Source organism: Pseudomonas sp. p1(2021b) (assembly GCF_020151015.1).
GTDB classification, from domain to species: Bacteria; Pseudomonadota; Gammaproteobacteria; order Pseudomonadales; family Pseudomonadaceae; genus Aquipseudomonas; species Aquipseudomonas putida_K.
Genome location: NZ_CP083746.1, coordinates 242,156 through 259,874 on the forward strand (window position 1 = coordinate 242,156; position 17,719 = coordinate 259,874).

Sequence of the window (17,719 nt, forward strand, 5' to 3'; positions counted from 1 at the left end):
TTCGTTTGGGTGTGGATAACACCAGAGGCTAGGCGGTGGGGGAAAGGGGGCGTTGATTGGCGTCAACGGGGCGAAGCAAAAAAGGCCCACCTTTCGGTGAGCCTTTTGAGTACTGCGTATGGTGCGGCACCAGGAGTCGAAGATGGTCACAATCATCTGAATTAATTGATATTTCCGTGGTGCTCAATCTTTCCTATCCCTAAAACTATCCTTGGCCTCTCAGGCAACCGCTCAAATGTGTTTGCGGTGGTAAACCATGCAAAGCTGGCGTTCCAGCAAAGAGCGTTTTTAATCAACCTGTCGAAGTAAAGATTGATCGAAAGCGAGGTGCGATTAACCTGGGTCAGTAAAATTTTGTTAATGCTCCCCGGCACCGCTTCCTCCCCCCCATGTGCTATATGGGAGGGAGTGTATGGCAATGTCCAAATAGTCAGATTGAATTAAATTGTCGTATTTTCAGCTTGTGCTGGTTTATAGATTATAGAAGAAGACCAAGGCGCGCATAGAAATAAGCAGTCGAAATATCAGAGCTTCCCTTGATGGTAGGAGATTTCTTTATTTCAACATTCAAGCGTTTAAGGGAAGACATTTCTCGTTCTTCCTTTCCACGTAATCTCCAAGACAATGAACTATATCGATAAAGCTGCAAGAGATTGTGAATCTCTTTGTCGGCAGAAAAAATGTGCCACAGAATGTCATGGCATTTATTGAACTGGGTGTAAAAACCTTCATTGTAAAGGTAGTGGTATATTTTGATTAGTTCATTTTTGTCCTGAAGGGTCAAGAGAATTTGCCCTTTTGTTGCTAGCTCTCCCAGCGAAATCATTCCACGCATCACGTTGTAGTGGTCTTGGTTTTGTTTTGCCTCTCTAACTAACTTATAGAGAGTGTCGGCTTTTTGGTCAGGGTCGGAAATTGATTTTATTCGTGAGAACCCAATGTTGAACGCGACGGTTAGTGAATTTTGTTTTCTCGCTTTTGCCTCTAATTTGTCGAGCTTGGAATTTATGTCGAGCCCTTGTTCAGAGTTTTCTAGAATAATTTGGTTGGCGGTGAGTGCCCTTGAGCTACGTGGTTCTAGGGAAATGATTTTCTTCGCATAATCTATGGCCTCTTGGCCTTGGCCCAAATAGTTGTAACAGTGTGCCAGGTTCAGATAGGCGCTTATTTTCGTGGTTTTGTCAGATATGCCAGGCAGGACCGTGAGAAGCATCTCTTTAGCTTTTTCGGATGCGATCTTACCATCGATCATTCGCAGAGCTTTCGCATGCTGATATACCGCATATTCATATGAGGCTTGAGTGACTTTTCCTTGCAGCATTGGAAGTATATAATCGAACAGCTCGATTGCGCTTTTGAAATAGTCTCCTCTTAATAGCGCAGCTCCATGTGCTGATACAAGCTGCATGGCGTTCTGAAGCTTGCGAGTATTATCCGCAGCTTCAGTCACAATCTGCATGATAATTGTTCTTGCATTGTGCATCTCTGCAACAGCTTTATTGGGCTGGTCAAATCGATAAGCAGTTGGGGGCTTACTTTGACCACTACCCCAGTCAGTGCCGAAATACAGTTTGGCCGCACCATCATTCAGACGCTTTAGCTCAGCAGTATCTAAATTCGCATGTAGCCATTCTCTTGCCGCGCGAGTAATTATTAGTCGTTTAGGCCTATCTGTGCCGCCACCTCTGTCGAACTGTTCTATTTCTTCTGCGTATAGCAAGCCGCGCTGCTGAAGTATCTGTGCGTGTGCAAAGAACACAGGCTTGGTTTTGTCGAAATTCTTGATTCGACCAAGCTCTTCGCCGTGTGAGAAAACAGAAAGTGATTTTAGGAGGACGTAAGAGCGTTTGAGTGTCTCGTCTTTAGACTCAGATAATTCAAGTATCGCCCTTTGAAGCATTCCAGCAGGCGATGCTGAAGCGCCAGGCGGTGAAGTGGTAATTTCACTTAGTGAAGCCACATTAAGACTTCTTAAGTCCGTTTCTATTAAATTTGGCAAGCCATCGGTATGATTGTAAATCCTCAAGATATCTTCTGGGCTTAGAGCCTGTGCTGATCCCAAATGGTGATTTTCAATGAAGTATCTAGTGTCTGCTTTATCCAGAGCAGTTATTTCAACAAAATCAAGATCGTTTGCAGGTGGCCTAAGTCTGCTGCGTAGTATTACTTTCAGTGCTGGACAGTATGATAATACGATGCCCGCCAATTCTTCTAAGTCAAGCTGTAGCTTTAAAGCTTCATCGATTTCGTCGGTAAACGGAATGTCATCGAAAAGTAGGTATGAATCTTGATGTGTGGCGAGTGCTCCGCATAATGACTCGAAGCTAAATCCATACTTTATTCGTATGTTTTGATAAAATTCGCTCCGGTTGACGTAATCGCTCATGTCTATCTTATAGAATTGGCATCTGGTAGTTGATATTCTTTTCTGAGTGGACCAGATAAATCCGTTTTCGCCCATTCCCCAGTCGGCTGCTAACCAAAGCCGTCTTGAACTAGTCAGGATCTTACGAGCCTGCTCTTGCTGAACGAGTCTCACACCCATGGCTTCAGGAGCGGCTGGGAGTATAATTACTAAATTTTCTATGTTGGCTTTCAGTTCGCCGCTTGTAATTTCGGTGGAAATTATTGCGTCTGAGAATTTGTTTTCTAATTGAGCCGGTTTGATAGGTTCTTGGCGTCGATTAAGTTCGAATGAGTGCGCAATGTAGTTATCATTGTTAATGGGGAGTGTCATGTCAGGGCCCATGACACGCTCCCCTGTGCCTGATATAACGCGAGAAGCTCGTGGCCATATCTCTAAACTGGCAAGATGACCGTCTGTTATTTTTATTGAGTTGAAGGAATAACCGTGTGCTCTTTGTATGTTGTTTCCGAATGTTTCTAGTCCGAATAAAGATGCGCTCTGCATGGATCTTTTAGGAAGAGCACCCAAGTGTGTTTTTTGTATAGCGGCGGGCTCATGCATGTGCCCATAAAGGTGTGCATCGAATCTACCGCCGATGTCAATATCCTGATTAAAAAGGGTCAAGCTTTCTGAGTGCAGCCAGTCAAGCGGATGGTGGGTTACCAAAAAGTTTAGAACATTTTGTTTTGCCCAATCTGACGGATTGTTATCGGTAATTTCAAGAAGCTGTCGTGGATCTATGTGCAGTTGTCCTTTGAAATCGCCGGCCGCAACTTGTAGCCATGTCGAGTTAAGTCCAATAAAGCCTACTCGGAAATCGTCTTTCTCATACACCGCAGACACATCACCAGGGAAAGTTCCGGAAACTCCAGATAGCAAAGGAATTCCGTTTTTTTTCAATTCATTCAGCCAGTTCGTGTAGTTTGAAAAATATTCGCCTACAGTTTTTCTATAAATTTCACCCTTTGTGCCCCAAAAATCTGCTCTCAATTCTCCAAGGTCCCACCATCTTGTTAAAGCAAGACACATTGGGTCAATGCTTCCTGGACGAACCAAGTCATGGTTTCCTGGAACACAAAATAATTTTGGTGAGAATCCGTGTTCATTAAATATTTGCCATAGCTCTTTGATTATTCCATTCAGAACTTCATATTCATCAGGCGTCCCCTTCTGGGTTAGGTCGCCCGAAAATACAACAACGTCCCAGCTTTGGTGTTTGCTTATCAAATATCTAAGATCATCATGAATTTTGTCCCTCAACGATGGCCACATCCAAGATTGATGTTTCATTCCTGCATGAAGGTCGCTGAGATGGAGCCAAGAGAATGAGGATGTCAAGTGATAGTCCTTATCGTATTGATAAATTTTTTGGGAAGTGCTAGCGCGTTGTGATCCAGCTCACCAGTGAGCGCGGAGTTAAGTGAAAAATTGCATCGCCCTTAGCGTCTATACACGAGTTTGCGGGAAGGATTTGACTGAATCCGATAGATGAAGCTTACCTAGATGGCAATCTAGTATCAGGAATCTCCGTGTAGGTGCAATAGGCCTGTGGTCGAGAGAGAGGATTGATAGGCCTGGTGGAGGGGCTTGGCCTTTGCGCTGGAAGCCTGTACTGAGCTTTTGGGAGCTGCAATTTATCAACGTACGGCGACTCTTCATCCGTGCTGGTTCTAAGTAGCTGGGGGCTGAACGTTGGCAAAAGGCGCTCGGTCGTAACCATCAGGACCAGATGCTATTCAGAGATTGAAAACCCACGGCTTTCCCAAGCGTCGAGCGAGCAGCCGGACCGTCAAGGTGTAGTAGTACTGCGTCGCCTCACTTCGCTGGCTCAGATGGTGTTCGAGAAACCAGATCAGGTGCTTTCTCTGCCAAGCCCACGGCGTCGCTCGCTGCCAGCGCTTGGCGATTTCAACCTGAATGACCTTCGACTGTCGCACATGGCGTTGGCAAGTTGCATGCGAGCCGGTCAGTACTCCAGACAGGAACAACTCCATGTTGAACGGCTTACTCATGCCCGCCCACCAATGTAGGCCGAGATCACATCGATCCGAGCGTGCCCTAGCTCATAGCTGATTTGCCACCGGGCCTCACGATCAAGGTTCCTATTTACCAGGTAACATTGGCCGCCGTTGATAGGTGCGCGGTGATGCGTGATTTGCTCATAGCGCTCACATGCGTACGCTGCTCGTAGTTCATGAAAACCTTTGAGGTTGTGTGCATGCAGGATGTCCCGCGCAGGCCGGATGATTTCATGCAGAAGATTCAGGTAGCTCTCGTGTGGGGCAATCAGGTTGCGACTATCCGCAGGCGAAACCTGCCGTGCAAATCCAAGTGCACCTCGAACATGGTCGTCCACCGCAATCCAGCGGGGCGCTGAAGCCCCGGCGCGGCCTCCTTTGGTACCGTCCTGGATGTTAATCCTGCCTAGGTCGTCAGCCTCACGGATTAGTCGTTGCAGATCAGCCAAGATAGCCTCACGCAAGCGCATGCCGGTGGCTCGCGCCAGCAGAGCAATCGCAGCAGCCCGTAGCTGACGATGGCGGCAAAGCGCATTGACGACCTGCTTAACCTGTTCGCGGTTTTGGCCCTGCGGCACCGACTGGCGAACCCCGGTGCGCTGCATACCCAACGCCTTGCTCGGACTTGGCAATTTCACGTAGTGATCACCGCGAAGCGCCGCCATGGTCCTGTTAACGCTGGATAGGCGGTTTTGTGCGGTGCTGACTGCGAGGTCACCTCGCCCAACCACGTCACGCAGATACGCCGCATAGTCGGCCAACACTTTGCGATCAATCTGCCGCGCATCATTGATTCCGGGCCCCTGTTCGGAGCGGCACCATTTGACGAATGCCTGCCACCGTTCACTGTGCGCCTTGACCGTGCCGTAGTGGCCGCCGCCGAACATGTCCTTAAGCGCCTGCGGCCCTGCGTAGCTCAATTGTCTGCCGTAACCGAAATTGCGGCCATCGCGTCTACCCACCAATGCCATGTCAGTCACCTCATCTAACGTTCTCCGATCCTCGCCCCACGTCATCCCGCCAAGAATGTTGAGTGTTATCAGGGATCAAGGCCCCTGCGACCTGTGGGGATGTCCTCTAACGCGGGACTGGCGGCTCCTTACGTCCGGGAGCAAGGGCATCTCATGATCTGGCCTCCTGGACACCGTTACCGGTGGGCGGGTAGAGGCTGCATTGGCTGACGAGACCAGTGCCGCGAGATCCTGAGCCGGGTGAACGCAGCAATTCGATGACCGGGGCATGCCTGACTGTCAGTCAGGTGCAGTCCATTCCCTGGTCTGCGGCACCATCATCTGCATGGCTGTTGCTGGTGACATTGGCGTTTGTCACGCCGATTGTCACGAGGGGAATTGCCGCTGAGCCATGTGCGATCAGGGCTGCAGCAGTGTCAGGAGCGCCCGTCTCTTTCCAGTGAAAGAGACGGGCACAGGTTGGCGCACGCGAAATGGCCAAGCGAATAGGTTGCTGCTGAGCAGATGGGTAGGGTGGTTGCCGCAGGGGCAACGATATTGAGTTGGCATCCATCACATGGGTAGTGACCGTACGAGCTGCCGGACGCGAATCGTACTTGCGGGTGAACCACCGCGGGAGCGGCGTGACCTTTAAGGCTCGGGTCACCTGGGGTGCTGTCATCGACAGCTCTTGCGACTTCCGGTCTACGCTTGTGGACAATATTCGTCAAGCAGCGCGATATCAGGGATTTAGCGCCTGTGGATAAAACTATCCCCCGGTGGACATGAGTGGTTTTCCACAGACGTAAGCTGTGCCAGCAGTTTTTTTCTGAGGTATGGTCCTTTCAAACGGGGCGGCTTTGCAGCCCCGTTTGAAAGGACCCGCGCGGAGGAGCTTCACGGGGTGCTGTGGGTAACTTCACAGCGAGTTGAGGTGGTGGTGCGGCGGGTTACTCGGTCCTCTTGGCACTGCGAAGCCGCGTGACGTTCTCGCCCGTCTGCTTGGCAAACTCATGCGGCGTGACATGGTTCTCGCGGTTCGCCTCCAGAAACCGGCTCCACCAGGTCATGATCATCCGGCGCTCTTCGAGGAACTCGGCCTTGTGGGTATAAGCGGCCCGCACGTTGTTGCGTTCCTTGTGGCTCATCTGCCGTTCGATGGCCGTCTCTGACCACAGCCCGGACTCGACCAGCGCACTGCACGCCATGGCTCGGAACCCGTGGCCGCAAATATCCACCTTGGTGTCGTAGCCCATCGTCCTGAGCGCGGCATTCACCGTGTTCTCGGACATCGGTTTCCATGGCTTGGCATCGCCAGCGAACACCAGCTCAAATTTGCCGGTGATCGCGTGGATCTGCTCGAGCAAGGCCACGGCTTGCGGCGATAAGGGTACAACGTGAATGTCCCCGGCCATCTTCGTCCCCCTTGTGGAAAAGGGCACTCCGTCCAGCGCCGGGCGGGTGTCGGGGATTTCCCAAATTCCGCGCTTGAGGTCGAACTCATTCCAACGAGCGAAGCGCAGTTCGCTGGAGCGTACGAATACATGCAACGACAGCATCACCGTGAGGCGCGTGAGCGGGCGACCTCTGTAGTCCTCGATGCATGCCAGTAGCTCTGGCAGCCGCGATAAGGGTAGTGCGGGTCTGTGAGTTACCCGTGGTGTCTTGATCGAGCCGTCGAGGTCGTGAGCTGGGTTCGCTGTGATCAGCCGCAGCCGTTTGGCTTCACGCATGATGCTTTGCAGGTAGTTCTTGATCCTGAGCGCCACGTCGATGGTGCCGCGCTTCATTACGGCTTCCAGTGGCTGCATGAGGTCGTGGGTGTCCAGCTCAACGATTGCTCTAGCACCGATCAAAGGGAACACGTGAGTCTTCAATCGGCTGAGCACAGTCTTGGCGTGGCCGGGCGCCCACTTCGGCACCATGCTGGCATACCAGTCGAGCGCAACGCTTTCGAAGGTGCGGCCGTTGATCACGGCTTGGGTCTTGGTTTGTTGCTTGAACTGGATAGGGTCTATGCCGTTCGCGAGCTGCTGCTTGATCTCGAAGCGCTTGCGGCGTGCGTCGCCCAGCCCGACCACCGGATAGCTGCCAAGAGCAGTCAGGCCTTCGCGGCCATCGGGTTTCACGTACCTGAGCCGCCAGCCTTTGCGGCCGTTGGGTTGCACAAGCAGGTAAAGACCGTCGCCGTCGAAGAGCTTGTACTCGCGCTCTTTGGGCTTTGCCGTGCGACAGGCGGTGTCTGTAAGCGGGGCAGTGGTGCGGGCCATAAGGGTAGTCTCCGATATCGAAACGGACCTCTATCCTTAAAACTACCCTTATTAGCGCTGGCTACCCTCGGAATCCGACGGAACGCCAAAACGAAAAAACCCGCCAGAAGGCGGGTTCTTCGGGGGTTCCAGAGATTTCGAAAGCTTTCTATGGAACCTTGAATGGTGCCGGCACCAGGAATCGAACCCGGGACCTACTGATTACAAGTCAGTTGCTCTACCAGCTGAGCTATACCGGCAATGGGGCGTCATTATAGCGATCGGTTGGCGGCTGTAAACCTATTCCTTCCAATAGCTTACGTTGTCCCCTGCAAAGGAGATTTTTCCTACCAACCGCGGTGGATGCTGTTGACGCTCGGCTCGGGCGTAGCGGGGTTGAAGAACAGCTTGTCGTTGTCGCAACCGCGCTTGCGGCAGGGGGTGTCGACGCGCAGGGGCAGGCCGCGGTCGCCGCCCAGTTGCATGCCGGGGGTTTCCCAGCCCAGCGATGGGGTGTTGGGCGAGTAGGTGTTGCCGGCGCAGGCGGTCAGGGCCAGGGCGAGGGTGAACAGGGCAAGGGGCTTGGCTTGGGTCACGTGGGCAAAGTCCGTAGGTGGGTCAGTCTGTGTTCAAGATGCGCTGGATGGTGCCGCCGCAGGCCAGGTAGCAGCTGTCGTAGTCGCGGTCGCAACTGTAGCTTGCGCCGCTCGAGTACGGGTAGCTTGGGTAGTGGCATCTGTGACGTGCGTCCTTCCTGGTCTTGCTGTCCTGGCAATACTGGTAGCTGCGCAGCTCGGCCTGGTACAGGGCGCGCTGGCTGTTTTCCTCCAGGCGGGCCATCTGCTTGCAGTGGTTGCGCTCCATCTGGCAGCTGTTGATGCAATGGATGCCATGGGCGCTGGGCGGTGGCGAGTACCTATAGGTATAGGAGGGGCCGCAGCCGGCGAGCAGCAGGCCCGCCAGCACCAGGGTGGCGAGGCGTTTTTCTGGGGTGTCCACGGGTGTAACGGTCCTTGATCATTCCTCGCTGAACTCCAGCAGGTCGCCGGGTTGGCAGTTCAGCGCGCGGCACAGCTTCTCCAGGGTTTCGATCTTGAAACCCTTGATCTTGCCGTTCTTCAGCAGTGACAGGTTCGCTTCCGTTATGCCGATGATTTCCGCCAGGTCCTTGGAGCGGATCTTGTTCCTGGCCATGACAACGTCGAGGCGGATGATTATCGGCATAGGGGGCGGCTAGACATAACAGTTGTGTTCATCGCTGATGATCTTGGCGTCACGCATGACCAGCGAGAAGGCGCACAGCAGGATGCCCTTCATGATCTCGTAGACGGCCTCGGATGATACACCGATAGACACCACGAATGTGCGCTCCCCAGCCGGCAGGTCGATGGCCAGGGCCAGGCCCTGCAGGGTGTCGATCACCGGCCACAGCAGCGGTGTGCCGATGCAGATCAGGCCGACCCACCACAGCATCTTGATGTTCGCCGGGCTCCAGGTGTGGCCCTTGGACAGGCGCATGAAGAACAGCCCGGTCAGGAGCAGGGCGAATGCCGACAGCGCGGCGGGAATCATCGCTAGGGCCAGCACCAGGCCCATGGCCAGTTGCGAGGGCTGGTAGCCGTCTTCCAGCAGCAGGGGCATGTTGATGCCGTGGGTTTGCAGGTAGGCGGTGACGGTATCGGGGTAGTCGAATACCCAGAGCAGCGGCGTGCCGAAGAATTCCACCGCGGCGGTGGCCCAGGCCAGGAAAGCGGCGAAAATGCCAATGGTGCGCAAGCGCGAACGGGCATAGGCCACGGATCTGCTGTTGTTCATGGGATGCCTCCGTACAGTGATGAACGGGGCGGATTATTCGCGAAAAATTATCGCAATACAATAATTAGTTGCTGTTAATTTGATATCGCGGCGTTTTGCCGCAACGAATGGCTGCGATGAACAAGGAGTCATAGAGATAGGCCGCAAACCCTTGGTTCTTATGGACGCTGGAACCTTTATGCACAAGCGCATTGCCACGAACGAGCGAAAGGCATGCCAGCGGGGTGGACCATTGGTCTTTGCGCAAAGGCCTGTTTTTACTGGTTTTGATTCGACTGATGGAATAAGGAGAGAACCTGAAATAACAGTTGGATCCAAGATTTCGTGACGTTCATCACAAGCTTGTTCACAGAGTTATCCACAGGTTTCAGGTGGGTTGCGAGGGCTCGTCACGTTCGGCCAGCAGCAACAGGTTGCGAGGCGTCAGAGGGTAGTCGCAGAAGGTGCCGAGGCGCACGGTGTACCCGTGCTCTTCGAGCAGCAGGGCGCGATCGAGCACCAGCCACAACTCCAGCGGCCGGCGGAACAGGTTGCGCACCAGTTCCAGGTTGCGCACCTCGGCCAGGCGTTGCCAGCCGGCAGCCTCCAGCGCCGCCCAGTTCGGTTCGCCGTTGATGTCCACGTTCCTGAGTTCGGCCAGGTCGCGGCAATAGCTTGCGAATGGCTTTTCCAGCCAGGCGGTCGGAAGCGACGGTGTGGGCAAGTACTCGTCGCACTGGCGCTGCTCGCGTTGCAGCAGGTCGAACCCCAGGCGCCGGGCCATGGACATGTCCCGTTGGTGCCGTACGCGCAGGCTCGAGGTGACGGCTTCGTTCAAGGGCAGGCCGAGGTCGGCCACGTCCAGTCGCAGTTTCGAGGCCTGGGCGGCTGTGGATAACGGTTGGTAGCGCTCGCCGTGGATGCGGTTGTAGCAGCAGGGCGCTACGGCCAATTGGCGGCAGCCTTTCTGGCTGGCGAGCTGCAGGAGGCGCACATGCAGCTCGCCGCAGGCATGCAGGGCGATCACGCTCTGGTGTGCTTGCAGTTGGTCGGCGCTGTTATCGGCCAGTACGTCCTGTTGCACATGGGTGGCCGGCAGCTGGTGATGGTCGCTCAGCGCCTGGCCGGCGGCGACCAGCGTGGCGTCGTATTCCAGGCAGGTCAGGTGTTGCCCTGGCTGAAGCAGGCGACGGCCCAGGTGGCCTTTGCCGGAGCACCAGTCCAGCCATTGGTGGGTGCGCTCGCGAAACGTCAGGCGGCGGCTGAAGGCTTCGATCTGCTGCCATTTGCGGCCAGGCACATGCACGTCCAGGCGATGCCCGGCCGGAGGCAGGCCGGCGTCGGGCAGCTCGCCGATGGCGGCCAGGCGCCTGGCTTGCTCGGCGAGTTGGGGAAACGGGGCGGGCGCCGGGAGCTGTTCGGGGTGGTGCTGGAAGGCCTCGGCGTCTTCCAGGGAGCGCTGGCGAAGCCAGGTGGAGAGTTCGGGATGCTCGGCCTCCCAGGCCAGGCGCAGCTGGGTGAAGGGGCGTGGGTGCCAGAGATGCTGGTGCTCGACCAGGAAGCGGTCCAGGGCGTGAAAGCGTTCGAGGAGTTGGTCGGCTTGCAGGAAGGGAGGTGTGTTCATGGGAGCACCGGAGCGCAAATCGAAAAAGGGCCGCTGTGCGGCCCTTCGTCATGGATGTGGGATCGTTCTCATCGCCCTTGGCAGGCGTCCACGCGTAACCAGCGCTCCAACACCTTGAAACCCTGGACCAGCACGAAGGAAATGACCAGGTAGAACACCCCGGCGGCGAAGAAAATCTCCACCGGCAGGTAGGTACGGGCAATGATGGTCCGCGCCATGCCGGTCAGTTCCAGCAAGGTGACGGTACTGGCCAGGGCACTGGCCTTGAGCATCAGGATCACCTCGTTGCTGTAGGCCGGCAGGCCGATGCGTGTGGCACGCGGCAGCATGATGTAGAACAGCGTCTTGCCCCGCGACATCCCCAGCGCTCGGGCGGCCTCGATCTCGCCTTTGGGGATGGCCTGCAGTGCGCCACGCAGGATCTCGGCGATGTAGGCGGCCGTGTGCAGGGTCATGGTCAGCACGGTGCACCAGAACGGATCGCGCAGGTACGGCCACAGCGAACTGGTGCGCACCAGGTCGAATTGCGCCAGGCCGTAGTACACCAGGAACAGCTGCACCAGCAGCGGGGTGCCCCGGAAGAAGAAGATGTAGCCGAAGGGCAGGGCGCGTACGTACCAGTGCCGCGAGGAGCGGGCGATACCCAGCGGGATGGCCAGGATCAGGCCGGCGATCACGGCAATGGCCACCAGCTCCAGCGTGAGCGTGGCGCCCTGGGCCAGGCGTGGCAGCCACTTGATGATGACTTCCCAGTTCATTGTTCGGCCCTCACGAAGCCGCGAGCGGCGCGTTTTTCCAGGAAGTGCATGCCGGTCATGGCCACGATGGTCAGGCACAGGTAGATGCAGGCTGCGACCATGTAGAAGGTGAACGGCTCCTTGGTCACGGTCACGCCGATCTGCGCGTGGCGCATGATCTCTTCCAGGCCGATCACCGACACCAGCGCGGTGTCCTTCATCAGGATCATGAACAGGTTGCCCAGGCCAGGCAGGGCGACGCGCCACATCTGCGGCAGAATGATCCGCGACAGGATGCGGCCCTTGGACAGGCCCAGGGCCAGGCCGGCCTCACGGTGCCCCTTGGGAATGGCCAGGATGGCGCCGCGGAACACTTCCGTGGCGTAGGCGCCGAAGCACAACCCCAGGGCGATCACCCCCGCGGCAAAGGCACTGAGCTCCAGGCCAGGCATGTTCAGGGCTTCGCCGAGGCTGTTCATCAGCCCGACGGTGCCGAAATAGATGAGCAGGACCCAGAGCAGTTCGGGTACGCCGCGAACCAGGGTCGAGTAGGTGCTGCCAAGCCATTGCAGCGGCTTGACCGGGGACGTCTTGGCCAGGGCGCCGAGCAGGCCCAGGACCAGCCCCAGCAGCAGGGCGCAAAGCGCCAGTTTTACGGTCATCAGGGTGCCAGCCGCCAGGGCCGGACCGAATCCGTGCAGGTCGATATTCATGGGTAGCTGCGTTCAAGGGACCGGCGCCGCGCAGGGCGGCACCGGTCGGGGCGTATCATTCGATGCTGAACGGGAAGTACTTGTCGTTGATCTTCTTGTACGTACCGTCGGCTTTGATTTCTTTCAGGGCGGTGTTCAGCTTCTCGCGCAGCGGGTCACCCTTGCGCACGGCGATGCCGATCTTGTCGCTGTCGACCACAGGCTCGCCCTTGAACTCGAAGTTCTGGCCGTCCTTGCTCTTGAGCCATTCGTACTGCACGTACTTGTCGGCCAGGATGCCATCGATACGACCGGAGACCAGGTCGAGGTAGGCGTTTTCCTGGGTGTCGTACAGCTTGATCTCGACGTCGTCGCCGTAGTTGTCTTCAAGCCAGGTGCCGGCCAGGGTGGCGCGCTGGGTGCCGATCACCTTGCCCTTGAGCGAGGCCTTGTCGGTCTTGAAGTCGACGTTCTTCGGCGCGATGAACTGCAGCTTGTTGGAGTAGTAGGGGTCGGTGAAGTCCACGGCCTGCTTGCGCTCGTCGGTGATCGACAGCGACGACACCAGGAAGTCGAACTTCTTGGCGTTCAGGGCCGGGATGATGCCGTCCCAGTCGGAGGTCACGACCGAGCACTCGACTTTCATCTTGGCGCACAGGGCGTCGCCGATGTCCTTGTCGAAGCCGACCACGTTACCGCTGGCGTCCTTGTTGTTGAACGGCGGGTAGGCCGCTTCGATACCCATGCGCAGTTTTTCCGCGGCCATGGCGTTGGCCGAGACGACCAGCGTGGCGGCAGCGGCCAGGAGGAATTTCTTGTAGGTCTGCATGTGTTGCTCCGTTAGCGGTGGCTGGACATGAATTGCTTGCAACGCGCCGAGGTCGGGTTTTCGAACACCTGCTGCGGCGATCCCTGCTCTTCGACCAGGCCCTGGTGCAGGAACACGACTTCACTGGACACCTGGCGGGCAAAGTTCATTTCGTGCGTCACCAGCAGCATGGTACGGCCTTCTTCGGCCAAGGCGCGGATGACGTTAAGCACTTCCTGGACCATTTCCGGATCGAGCGCCGAAGTCGGCTCGTCGAACAGGATGACCTTCGGCTTCATGGCCAAGGTCCGGGCGATGGCGGCGCGTTGTTGCTGGCCACCGGAAAGCTGGGCGGGGTAGCTGTGGCGTTTGTCATGGATGCCGACCTTGGCCAGCAGCGCCTCGGCCGCCTCGATGGCCTCGGCCTTGCTCTGGCCGAGCACGCGGCGTGGGGCCTCGATGATGTTGTCGAGGATCGACATGTGCGGCCACAGGTTGAAATTCTGGAAGACGAAGCCGATCTCGCTGCGCAGGCGGTTGATCTGGCGATTGTCGGCGGCGATCAGGTCGCCGTTCTTGGTCGACTTGAGCTTGAGCTCCTCACCGGCCACGAGGATCTGGCCCTGGTGCGGGTTCTCCAGCAGGTTGATGCAGCGCAGCAGGGTGGACTTGCCGGAACCGGACGACCCCAGGATGGAGATCACGTCGCCGTCGCGAGCGGTCAGAGAAATGCCCTTGAGAATCTCCTGCTCGCCGTAGCGTTTATGCAGGTTGCGGATTTCCAGCGCGGGCGTGGCCTGGGCCATGTGCGGTCCTCATATGTTCGGGTGCGTTCCCAGCTGTTGGCGGCCTTCCTGGCGAGCGCCAAGCTAGCATAGCGGCGCAACGGCGGCCAACCAGGTCGCAGGCGGCTCGGGTCGCTGGCGGGACACTTTGTCGCATTGGCGCAGTGGACTGTCGCGAGGATGTCCGCAACGCGCTCGCCCAACACCGGAGCCTTGATGAAAAAAGGCGCGATGGTGCCAGCTTTGGACGTGCCTGGGAAGCCGTTTTTGGCCGGGTGGCACTTCCTGATCCGTTATGCGTGGCGCAGGTTGCGCCGTCGGGTTGCGCTTTGCTTGCTGCTTTTTTGTGCGCAGGTGTTACCCAGGCGCACCTTTGGTGCGTTTGTAAGTGGGTATTTCAGTAATCCATGGGCGGCAGGGAAATTTGACGCTCTTTCGGTCAAGCCGTGGCCGAAAGGCCTGCTGGACCTTGTTTTCGGGGGCGCCAGGGCATTCGGACGAACGTGATCGCCGAGTGGCGCGGTTATTGCCGTTGGGAAAGGGCCGACTGCAGCGACGCCTAAACCAACCCCAGGCGCGCTTCGTTCATGCAGGTCGGGTGGTCCACTCCTTACAAAGGTAGTTTTATGAGCGGTAAGCACAATTCCAATGACCTCGCTCAGGGGCTCAAGCAACGGCATGTAACCATGCTGTCCATCGCTGGCGTGATCGGCGCCGGCCTGTTCGTCGGCTCTGGCCATGCTATCGCCGCAGCCGGCCCCGCCGTGCTGCTGGCCTATGCGGCTGCCGGTACCCTGGTGGTGCTGGTGATGCGCATGCTCGGCGAGATGGCCATCGCCTCGCCGGACACCGGTTCCTTCTCTACTTACGCCGACCGCTCCATCGGGCGCTGGGCGGGCTTCACCATCGGCTGGCTGTACTGGTGGTTCTGGGTGCTGGTGATCCCGCTGGAGGCCAACGCCGCCGCAGCCATCCTGCATGCCTGGTTCCCCGCCGTGGACCTCTGGGCCTTCTCCCTCATCATTACCTTGGCGCTGACCCTGACCAACCTGTGCAGCGTGAAGAACTACGGTGAGTTCGAATTCTGGTTCGCCCTGCTCAAGGTGTTGGCGATCATCGGCTTCATCGTGGTCGGCTGCGTGGCCATGTTCGGCCTGGTGCCGGGCAGCCAGATCAGCGGTGCCAGCCACCTGTTCGACACCCAGGGCTTCATGCCCAACGGCCTGGGCGCGGTGCTGGCCGCCATGCTGACCACCATGTTCTCGTTCATGGGTACCGAGATCGTCACCATCGCCGCCGCCGAGTCGAAGGACCCGGGCAAGCAGATCAGCCGCGCCACCAACTCGGTGATCTGGCGTATCTGCCTGTTCTACCTGGTGTCGATCTTCCTGGTGGTGGCCCTGGTGCCGTGGAACGACCCGGCCCTGGCCGAAACCGGCTCCTACCAGACCGTGCTGAGCCGCATCGGCGTGCCGAACGCCAAGCTGATCGTCGACATCGTGGTGCTGGTTGCGGTGACCAGCTGCCTGAACTCGGCGCTGTACACCTCCTCGCGCATGCTGTTCTCCCTGAGCAAGCGTGGCGATGCCCCGGCCGTGGCCCAGCGCACCACTCAGGCGGGCACCCCGCACTGGGCGGTATTGCTGTCCACTGCGGCGGCGTTCCTGTGCGTGTTCGCCAACTACGTGGCGCCGGCGGCGGTGTTCGAGTTCCTGCTGGCCAGCTCCGGCGCCATCGCCCTGCTGGTGTACCTGGTGATCGCCGTGTCGCAACTGCGCATGCGCAGCCAGCGCGAGGCCCGTGGCGAGAAGATCGCCTTCAAGATGTGGCTGTTCCCAGGGCTGACCTGGGCGACCATCGCCTTCATCGTTGCCGTGTTGGCGGTGATGGCGCTGCGTGAAGACCACCGTGCCGAGATCATTGCCACTGCCTTGCTGAGCATTGGTGTGGTTGCGGCTGGCCTGCTGGTGCAGCGCAAGCGCAAGGCCCAGGGCCTGGCTGAAGGTCGGGCGGTGCTGGATAACTGATCCGGCTGGCTGAAATGAAAAGGCCGCGCCCGGTAAAGGGCGCGGCCTTTTTGTATCGTTATGTCCCAATCGCCGGCAATAGAAATACCGAAGGAAACCTCAGCCGAATTGTTTCTGCTGTTGCTGCTGCTTGGCCACCACTTCCGAAGCCGCCACGTAGGCCTCCTGGAACTCATCGCTCTCCAGCCAGGCCATGGTGGCGTCCTCGTCGGTGCCATCGAGCCACTTACGGTAGGCGGTGAACACCATGACGATGTAGTCGGTGGCGTGTTCTTCCTTGTGCCCCTTGAGCACCAGGGCCAGCAGCGGGTCGACCAGGAACACCGATATCATCGGCACCAGGCCGTTTTCCTGGGCTTCCTTCATCTTCTCGAACAGACTGCCGTAGCTGCCCGAGTCCATGGCTTTCTTGAACACCTGCTCGACACTGGCGCTGTCGCCGGCACTGGCCTTGACCGCCTGGCCGCTGCGCACCATGCGGTTCTGCTTGGCCTTGGTGGCGGCGCGCTTGGCGCGTTTCTGTTGCTTGGTATTGGAGGCCATGGGCGAATCCTTGGGTGTCTGGAAAATGCGCGTATTGAAGCGCAGATGCCGGAGAAACCCAAGCGTTGCAGGTCGGGGCCGCTGTGCAGCTATGAAGCTCGGCTGGAGGTATGCGGGTTTCCATCTGTCCACTTGCAGTCGTAGCGGTCTTTCAAACAGTTTGAAACAGCCGCAATTTGAGGTAGTGTGAACCATGGTTTACATTCCTTGTCATGCAAACACTTATACAAACCGAGGTATACAGAAGGTGGTTCGCTGCGCTGCGAGATGCTCGCGCACGGGCTCGCATCAATGTGCGGTTGCGTCGGGTGGAGCTTGGGGTGATGGGTGACTGTAAGCCTATTGATGAAGGAGTATCCGAGCTTCGGATTGACTACGGTCCAGGCTATCGGGTGTATTTCGTTCAGCGGGGCTACGAGGTGATCATTCTTTTGGCGGGAGGCGACAAAGCCAGCCAGGCCAGGGACATCAAGACCGCCCTCAAGTTGGCACGCGATCTTTAGGAGGCCGCCATGACAAATATGAAATTGACCAAGTGGGACGCTGCAGACCATCTGCGAACCGAGGAGGACATGGCCTTGTACCTTGAGGCTTGCCTTGAAGAAAACGACCCGGCATTGCTTGCCGCTGCCTTGGGTGATATCGCTCGTGCGCGAGGAATGGCGCAATTGGCGCGCGATACTGGGCTGACTCGAGAGGGGCTGTACAAGGCGTTGTCCGCAGATGGGAATCCCAGTCTGGCGACAATCATGAAAGTAATGGCGGCCCTTGGGGTCAGGTTGCATGCTGAGCTGATCGCTCCCCAGCCGGCAGGGTAGGCAGTGGCGATGGCAGTCACCTGCCAACCCTGACCCAAAATCCAAGACAACAAAAAACCCGCACTAGGCGGGTTTCTTGTTGTCGCTTCGGGTAACTTTGCAACCACCAGAAGCTGAAGGTGGTGCCCAGAGACGGAGTCGAACCGCCGACACGAGGATTTTCAATCCTCTGCTCTACCGACTGAGCTATCTGGGCGACGGGGCGAATTAAAAAGGTTTTCAGACCTTCCGTCAACGACTTTTTGAAAATTTTTTAAATTAATTCCG

General features: G+C 57.3%; 17 protein-coding genes and 2 tRNA genes. 3 read left to right on the forward strand and 16 right to left on the reverse strand.

The features are described 5' to 3' along the window. Positions 1 to 478: 478 nt before the first annotated feature. From K8374_RS01070 to K8374_RS01135, 14 genes are all read right to left on the reverse strand, one after another. On the reverse strand, positions 479 to 3,745 hold the full coding sequence (locus K8374_RS01070) for a metallophosphoesterase (RefSeq protein ID WP_224457628.1): 3,267 nt from the start codon (positions 3,743 to 3,745) through the stop codon (positions 479 to 481). Between the two features lie 398 nt (positions 3,746 to 4,143). Continuing rightward, the gene (locus K8374_RS01075) at positions 4,144 to 4,419 is read right to left on the reverse strand and encodes a hypothetical protein (RefSeq protein ID WP_213883245.1); all 276 of its coding nucleotides are present in this window, start codon (positions 4,417 to 4,419) and stop codon (positions 4,144 to 4,146) included. Further along, positions 4,416 to 5,396, reverse strand: a complete 981-nt coding sequence (locus K8374_RS01080; protein ID WP_224457629.1) for an integrase domain-containing protein — start codon at positions 5,394 to 5,396, stop codon at positions 4,416 to 4,418. The genes K8374_RS01075 and K8374_RS01080 overlap by 4 nt, the downstream gene beginning before the upstream one ends. A gap of 929 nt (positions 5,397 to 6,325) precedes the next feature. Further along, positions 6,326 to 7,645: a tyrosine-type recombinase/integrase gene (locus K8374_RS01085; RefSeq protein ID WP_224457630.1), complete on the reverse strand. Its 1,320-nt coding sequence runs from the start codon at positions 7,643 to 7,645 to the stop codon at positions 6,326 to 6,328. 163 nt (positions 7,646 to 7,808) lie between these two features. Beyond that, a tRNA-Thr gene (locus K8374_RS01090) sits at positions 7,809 to 7,884 on the reverse strand. An 87-nt stretch (positions 7,885 to 7,971) separates the two neighbouring features. Continuing rightward, positions 7,972 to 8,220, reverse strand: coding sequence for a hypothetical protein (locus K8374_RS01095; protein WP_224457631.1), 249 nt, complete (start codon positions 8,218 to 8,220; stop codon positions 7,972 to 7,974). Positions 8,221 to 8,242: 22 nt separating this feature from the next. Further along, a complete protein-coding gene (locus K8374_RS01100; RefSeq protein ID WP_224457632.1) occupies positions 8,243 to 8,623 on the reverse strand; it encodes a hypothetical protein in 381 nt (126 codons plus the stop codon). A gap of 18 nt (positions 8,624 to 8,641) precedes the next feature. Further along, positions 8,642 to 8,848, reverse strand: coding sequence for a helix-turn-helix domain-containing protein (locus tag K8374_RS01105; RefSeq protein ID WP_043211003.1), 207 nt, complete (start codon positions 8,846 to 8,848; stop codon positions 8,642 to 8,644). 9 nt (positions 8,849 to 8,857) lie between these two features. After that, a complete protein-coding gene (locus K8374_RS01110) occupies positions 8,858 to 9,439 on the reverse strand; it encodes a hypothetical protein (RefSeq protein ID WP_224457633.1) in 582 nt (193 codons plus the stop codon). Between the two features lie 367 nt (positions 9,440 to 9,806). Continuing rightward, positions 9,807 to 11,042 carry a methyltransferase gene (locus K8374_RS01115; protein ID WP_224457634.1) on the reverse strand — a complete coding sequence of 412 codons (1,236 nt, stop codon included), beginning with the start codon at positions 11,040 to 11,042 and terminating at the stop codon, positions 9,807 to 9,809. Between the two features lie 68 nt (positions 11,043 to 11,110). Continuing rightward, positions 11,111 to 11,800: an ABC transporter permease gene (locus tag K8374_RS01120; protein WP_224457635.1), complete on the reverse strand. Its 690-nt coding sequence runs from the start codon at positions 11,798 to 11,800 to the stop codon at positions 11,111 to 11,113. Continuing rightward, positions 11,797 to 12,492 carry an ABC transporter permease gene (locus K8374_RS01125; RefSeq protein WP_084856420.1) on the reverse strand — a complete coding sequence of 232 codons (696 nt, stop codon included), beginning with the start codon at positions 12,490 to 12,492 and terminating at the stop codon, positions 11,797 to 11,799. Before K8374_RS01125 ends, K8374_RS01120 begins: the two co-directional genes overlap by 4 nt. A 55-nt stretch (positions 12,493 to 12,547) precedes the next feature. Then, on the reverse strand, positions 12,548 to 13,300 hold the full coding sequence (locus K8374_RS01130; protein ID WP_084856418.1) for an ABC transporter substrate-binding protein: 753 nt from the start codon (positions 13,298 to 13,300) through the stop codon (positions 12,548 to 12,550). A gap of 11 nt (positions 13,301 to 13,311) precedes the next feature. Then, positions 13,312 to 14,085 (reverse strand): ABC transporter ATP-binding protein, encoded by a 774-nt coding sequence (locus tag K8374_RS01135; RefSeq protein WP_196143925.1) that lies wholly within the window; start codon positions 14,083 to 14,085, stop codon positions 13,312 to 13,314. A gap of 605 nt (positions 14,086 to 14,690) precedes the next feature. Between K8374_RS01135 and gabP the strand changes: the two genes are divergently transcribed. Further along, complete coding sequence (gene gabP / locus K8374_RS01140; RefSeq protein WP_224457636.1) at positions 14,691 to 16,091, forward strand: GABA permease; 1,401 nt, start codon at positions 14,691 to 14,693, stop codon at positions 16,089 to 16,091. 99 nt (positions 16,092 to 16,190) lie between these two features. Here gabP and K8374_RS01145 read toward each other — a convergent pair whose 3' ends face one another. Then, complete coding sequence (locus K8374_RS01145) at positions 16,191 to 16,634, reverse strand: hypothetical protein (protein ID WP_224457637.1); 444 nt, start codon at positions 16,632 to 16,634, stop codon at positions 16,191 to 16,193. Positions 16,635 to 16,846: 212 nt separating this feature from the next. Here K8374_RS01145 and K8374_RS01150 point away from each other — a divergent pair, with 212 nt between their 5' ends. Continuing rightward, positions 16,847 to 17,137 carry a type II toxin-antitoxin system RelE/ParE family toxin gene (locus K8374_RS01150; RefSeq protein WP_224457638.1) on the forward strand — a complete coding sequence of 97 codons (291 nt, stop codon included), beginning with the start codon at positions 16,847 to 16,849 and terminating at the stop codon, positions 17,135 to 17,137. A 9-nt stretch (positions 17,138 to 17,146) separates the two neighbouring features. Then, the gene (locus K8374_RS01155; RefSeq protein WP_224457639.1) at positions 17,147 to 17,452 is read left to right on the forward strand and encodes an addiction module antidote protein; all 306 of its coding nucleotides are present in this window, start codon (positions 17,147 to 17,149) and stop codon (positions 17,450 to 17,452) included. Between the two features lie 120 nt (positions 17,453 to 17,572). On the opposite strand, the gene K8374_RS01160 is transcribed toward K8374_RS01155, so the two are convergent. Beyond that, positions 17,573 to 17,648 (reverse strand) — tRNA-Phe (locus K8374_RS01160). Positions 17,649 to 17,719: the final 71 nt, after the last annotated feature.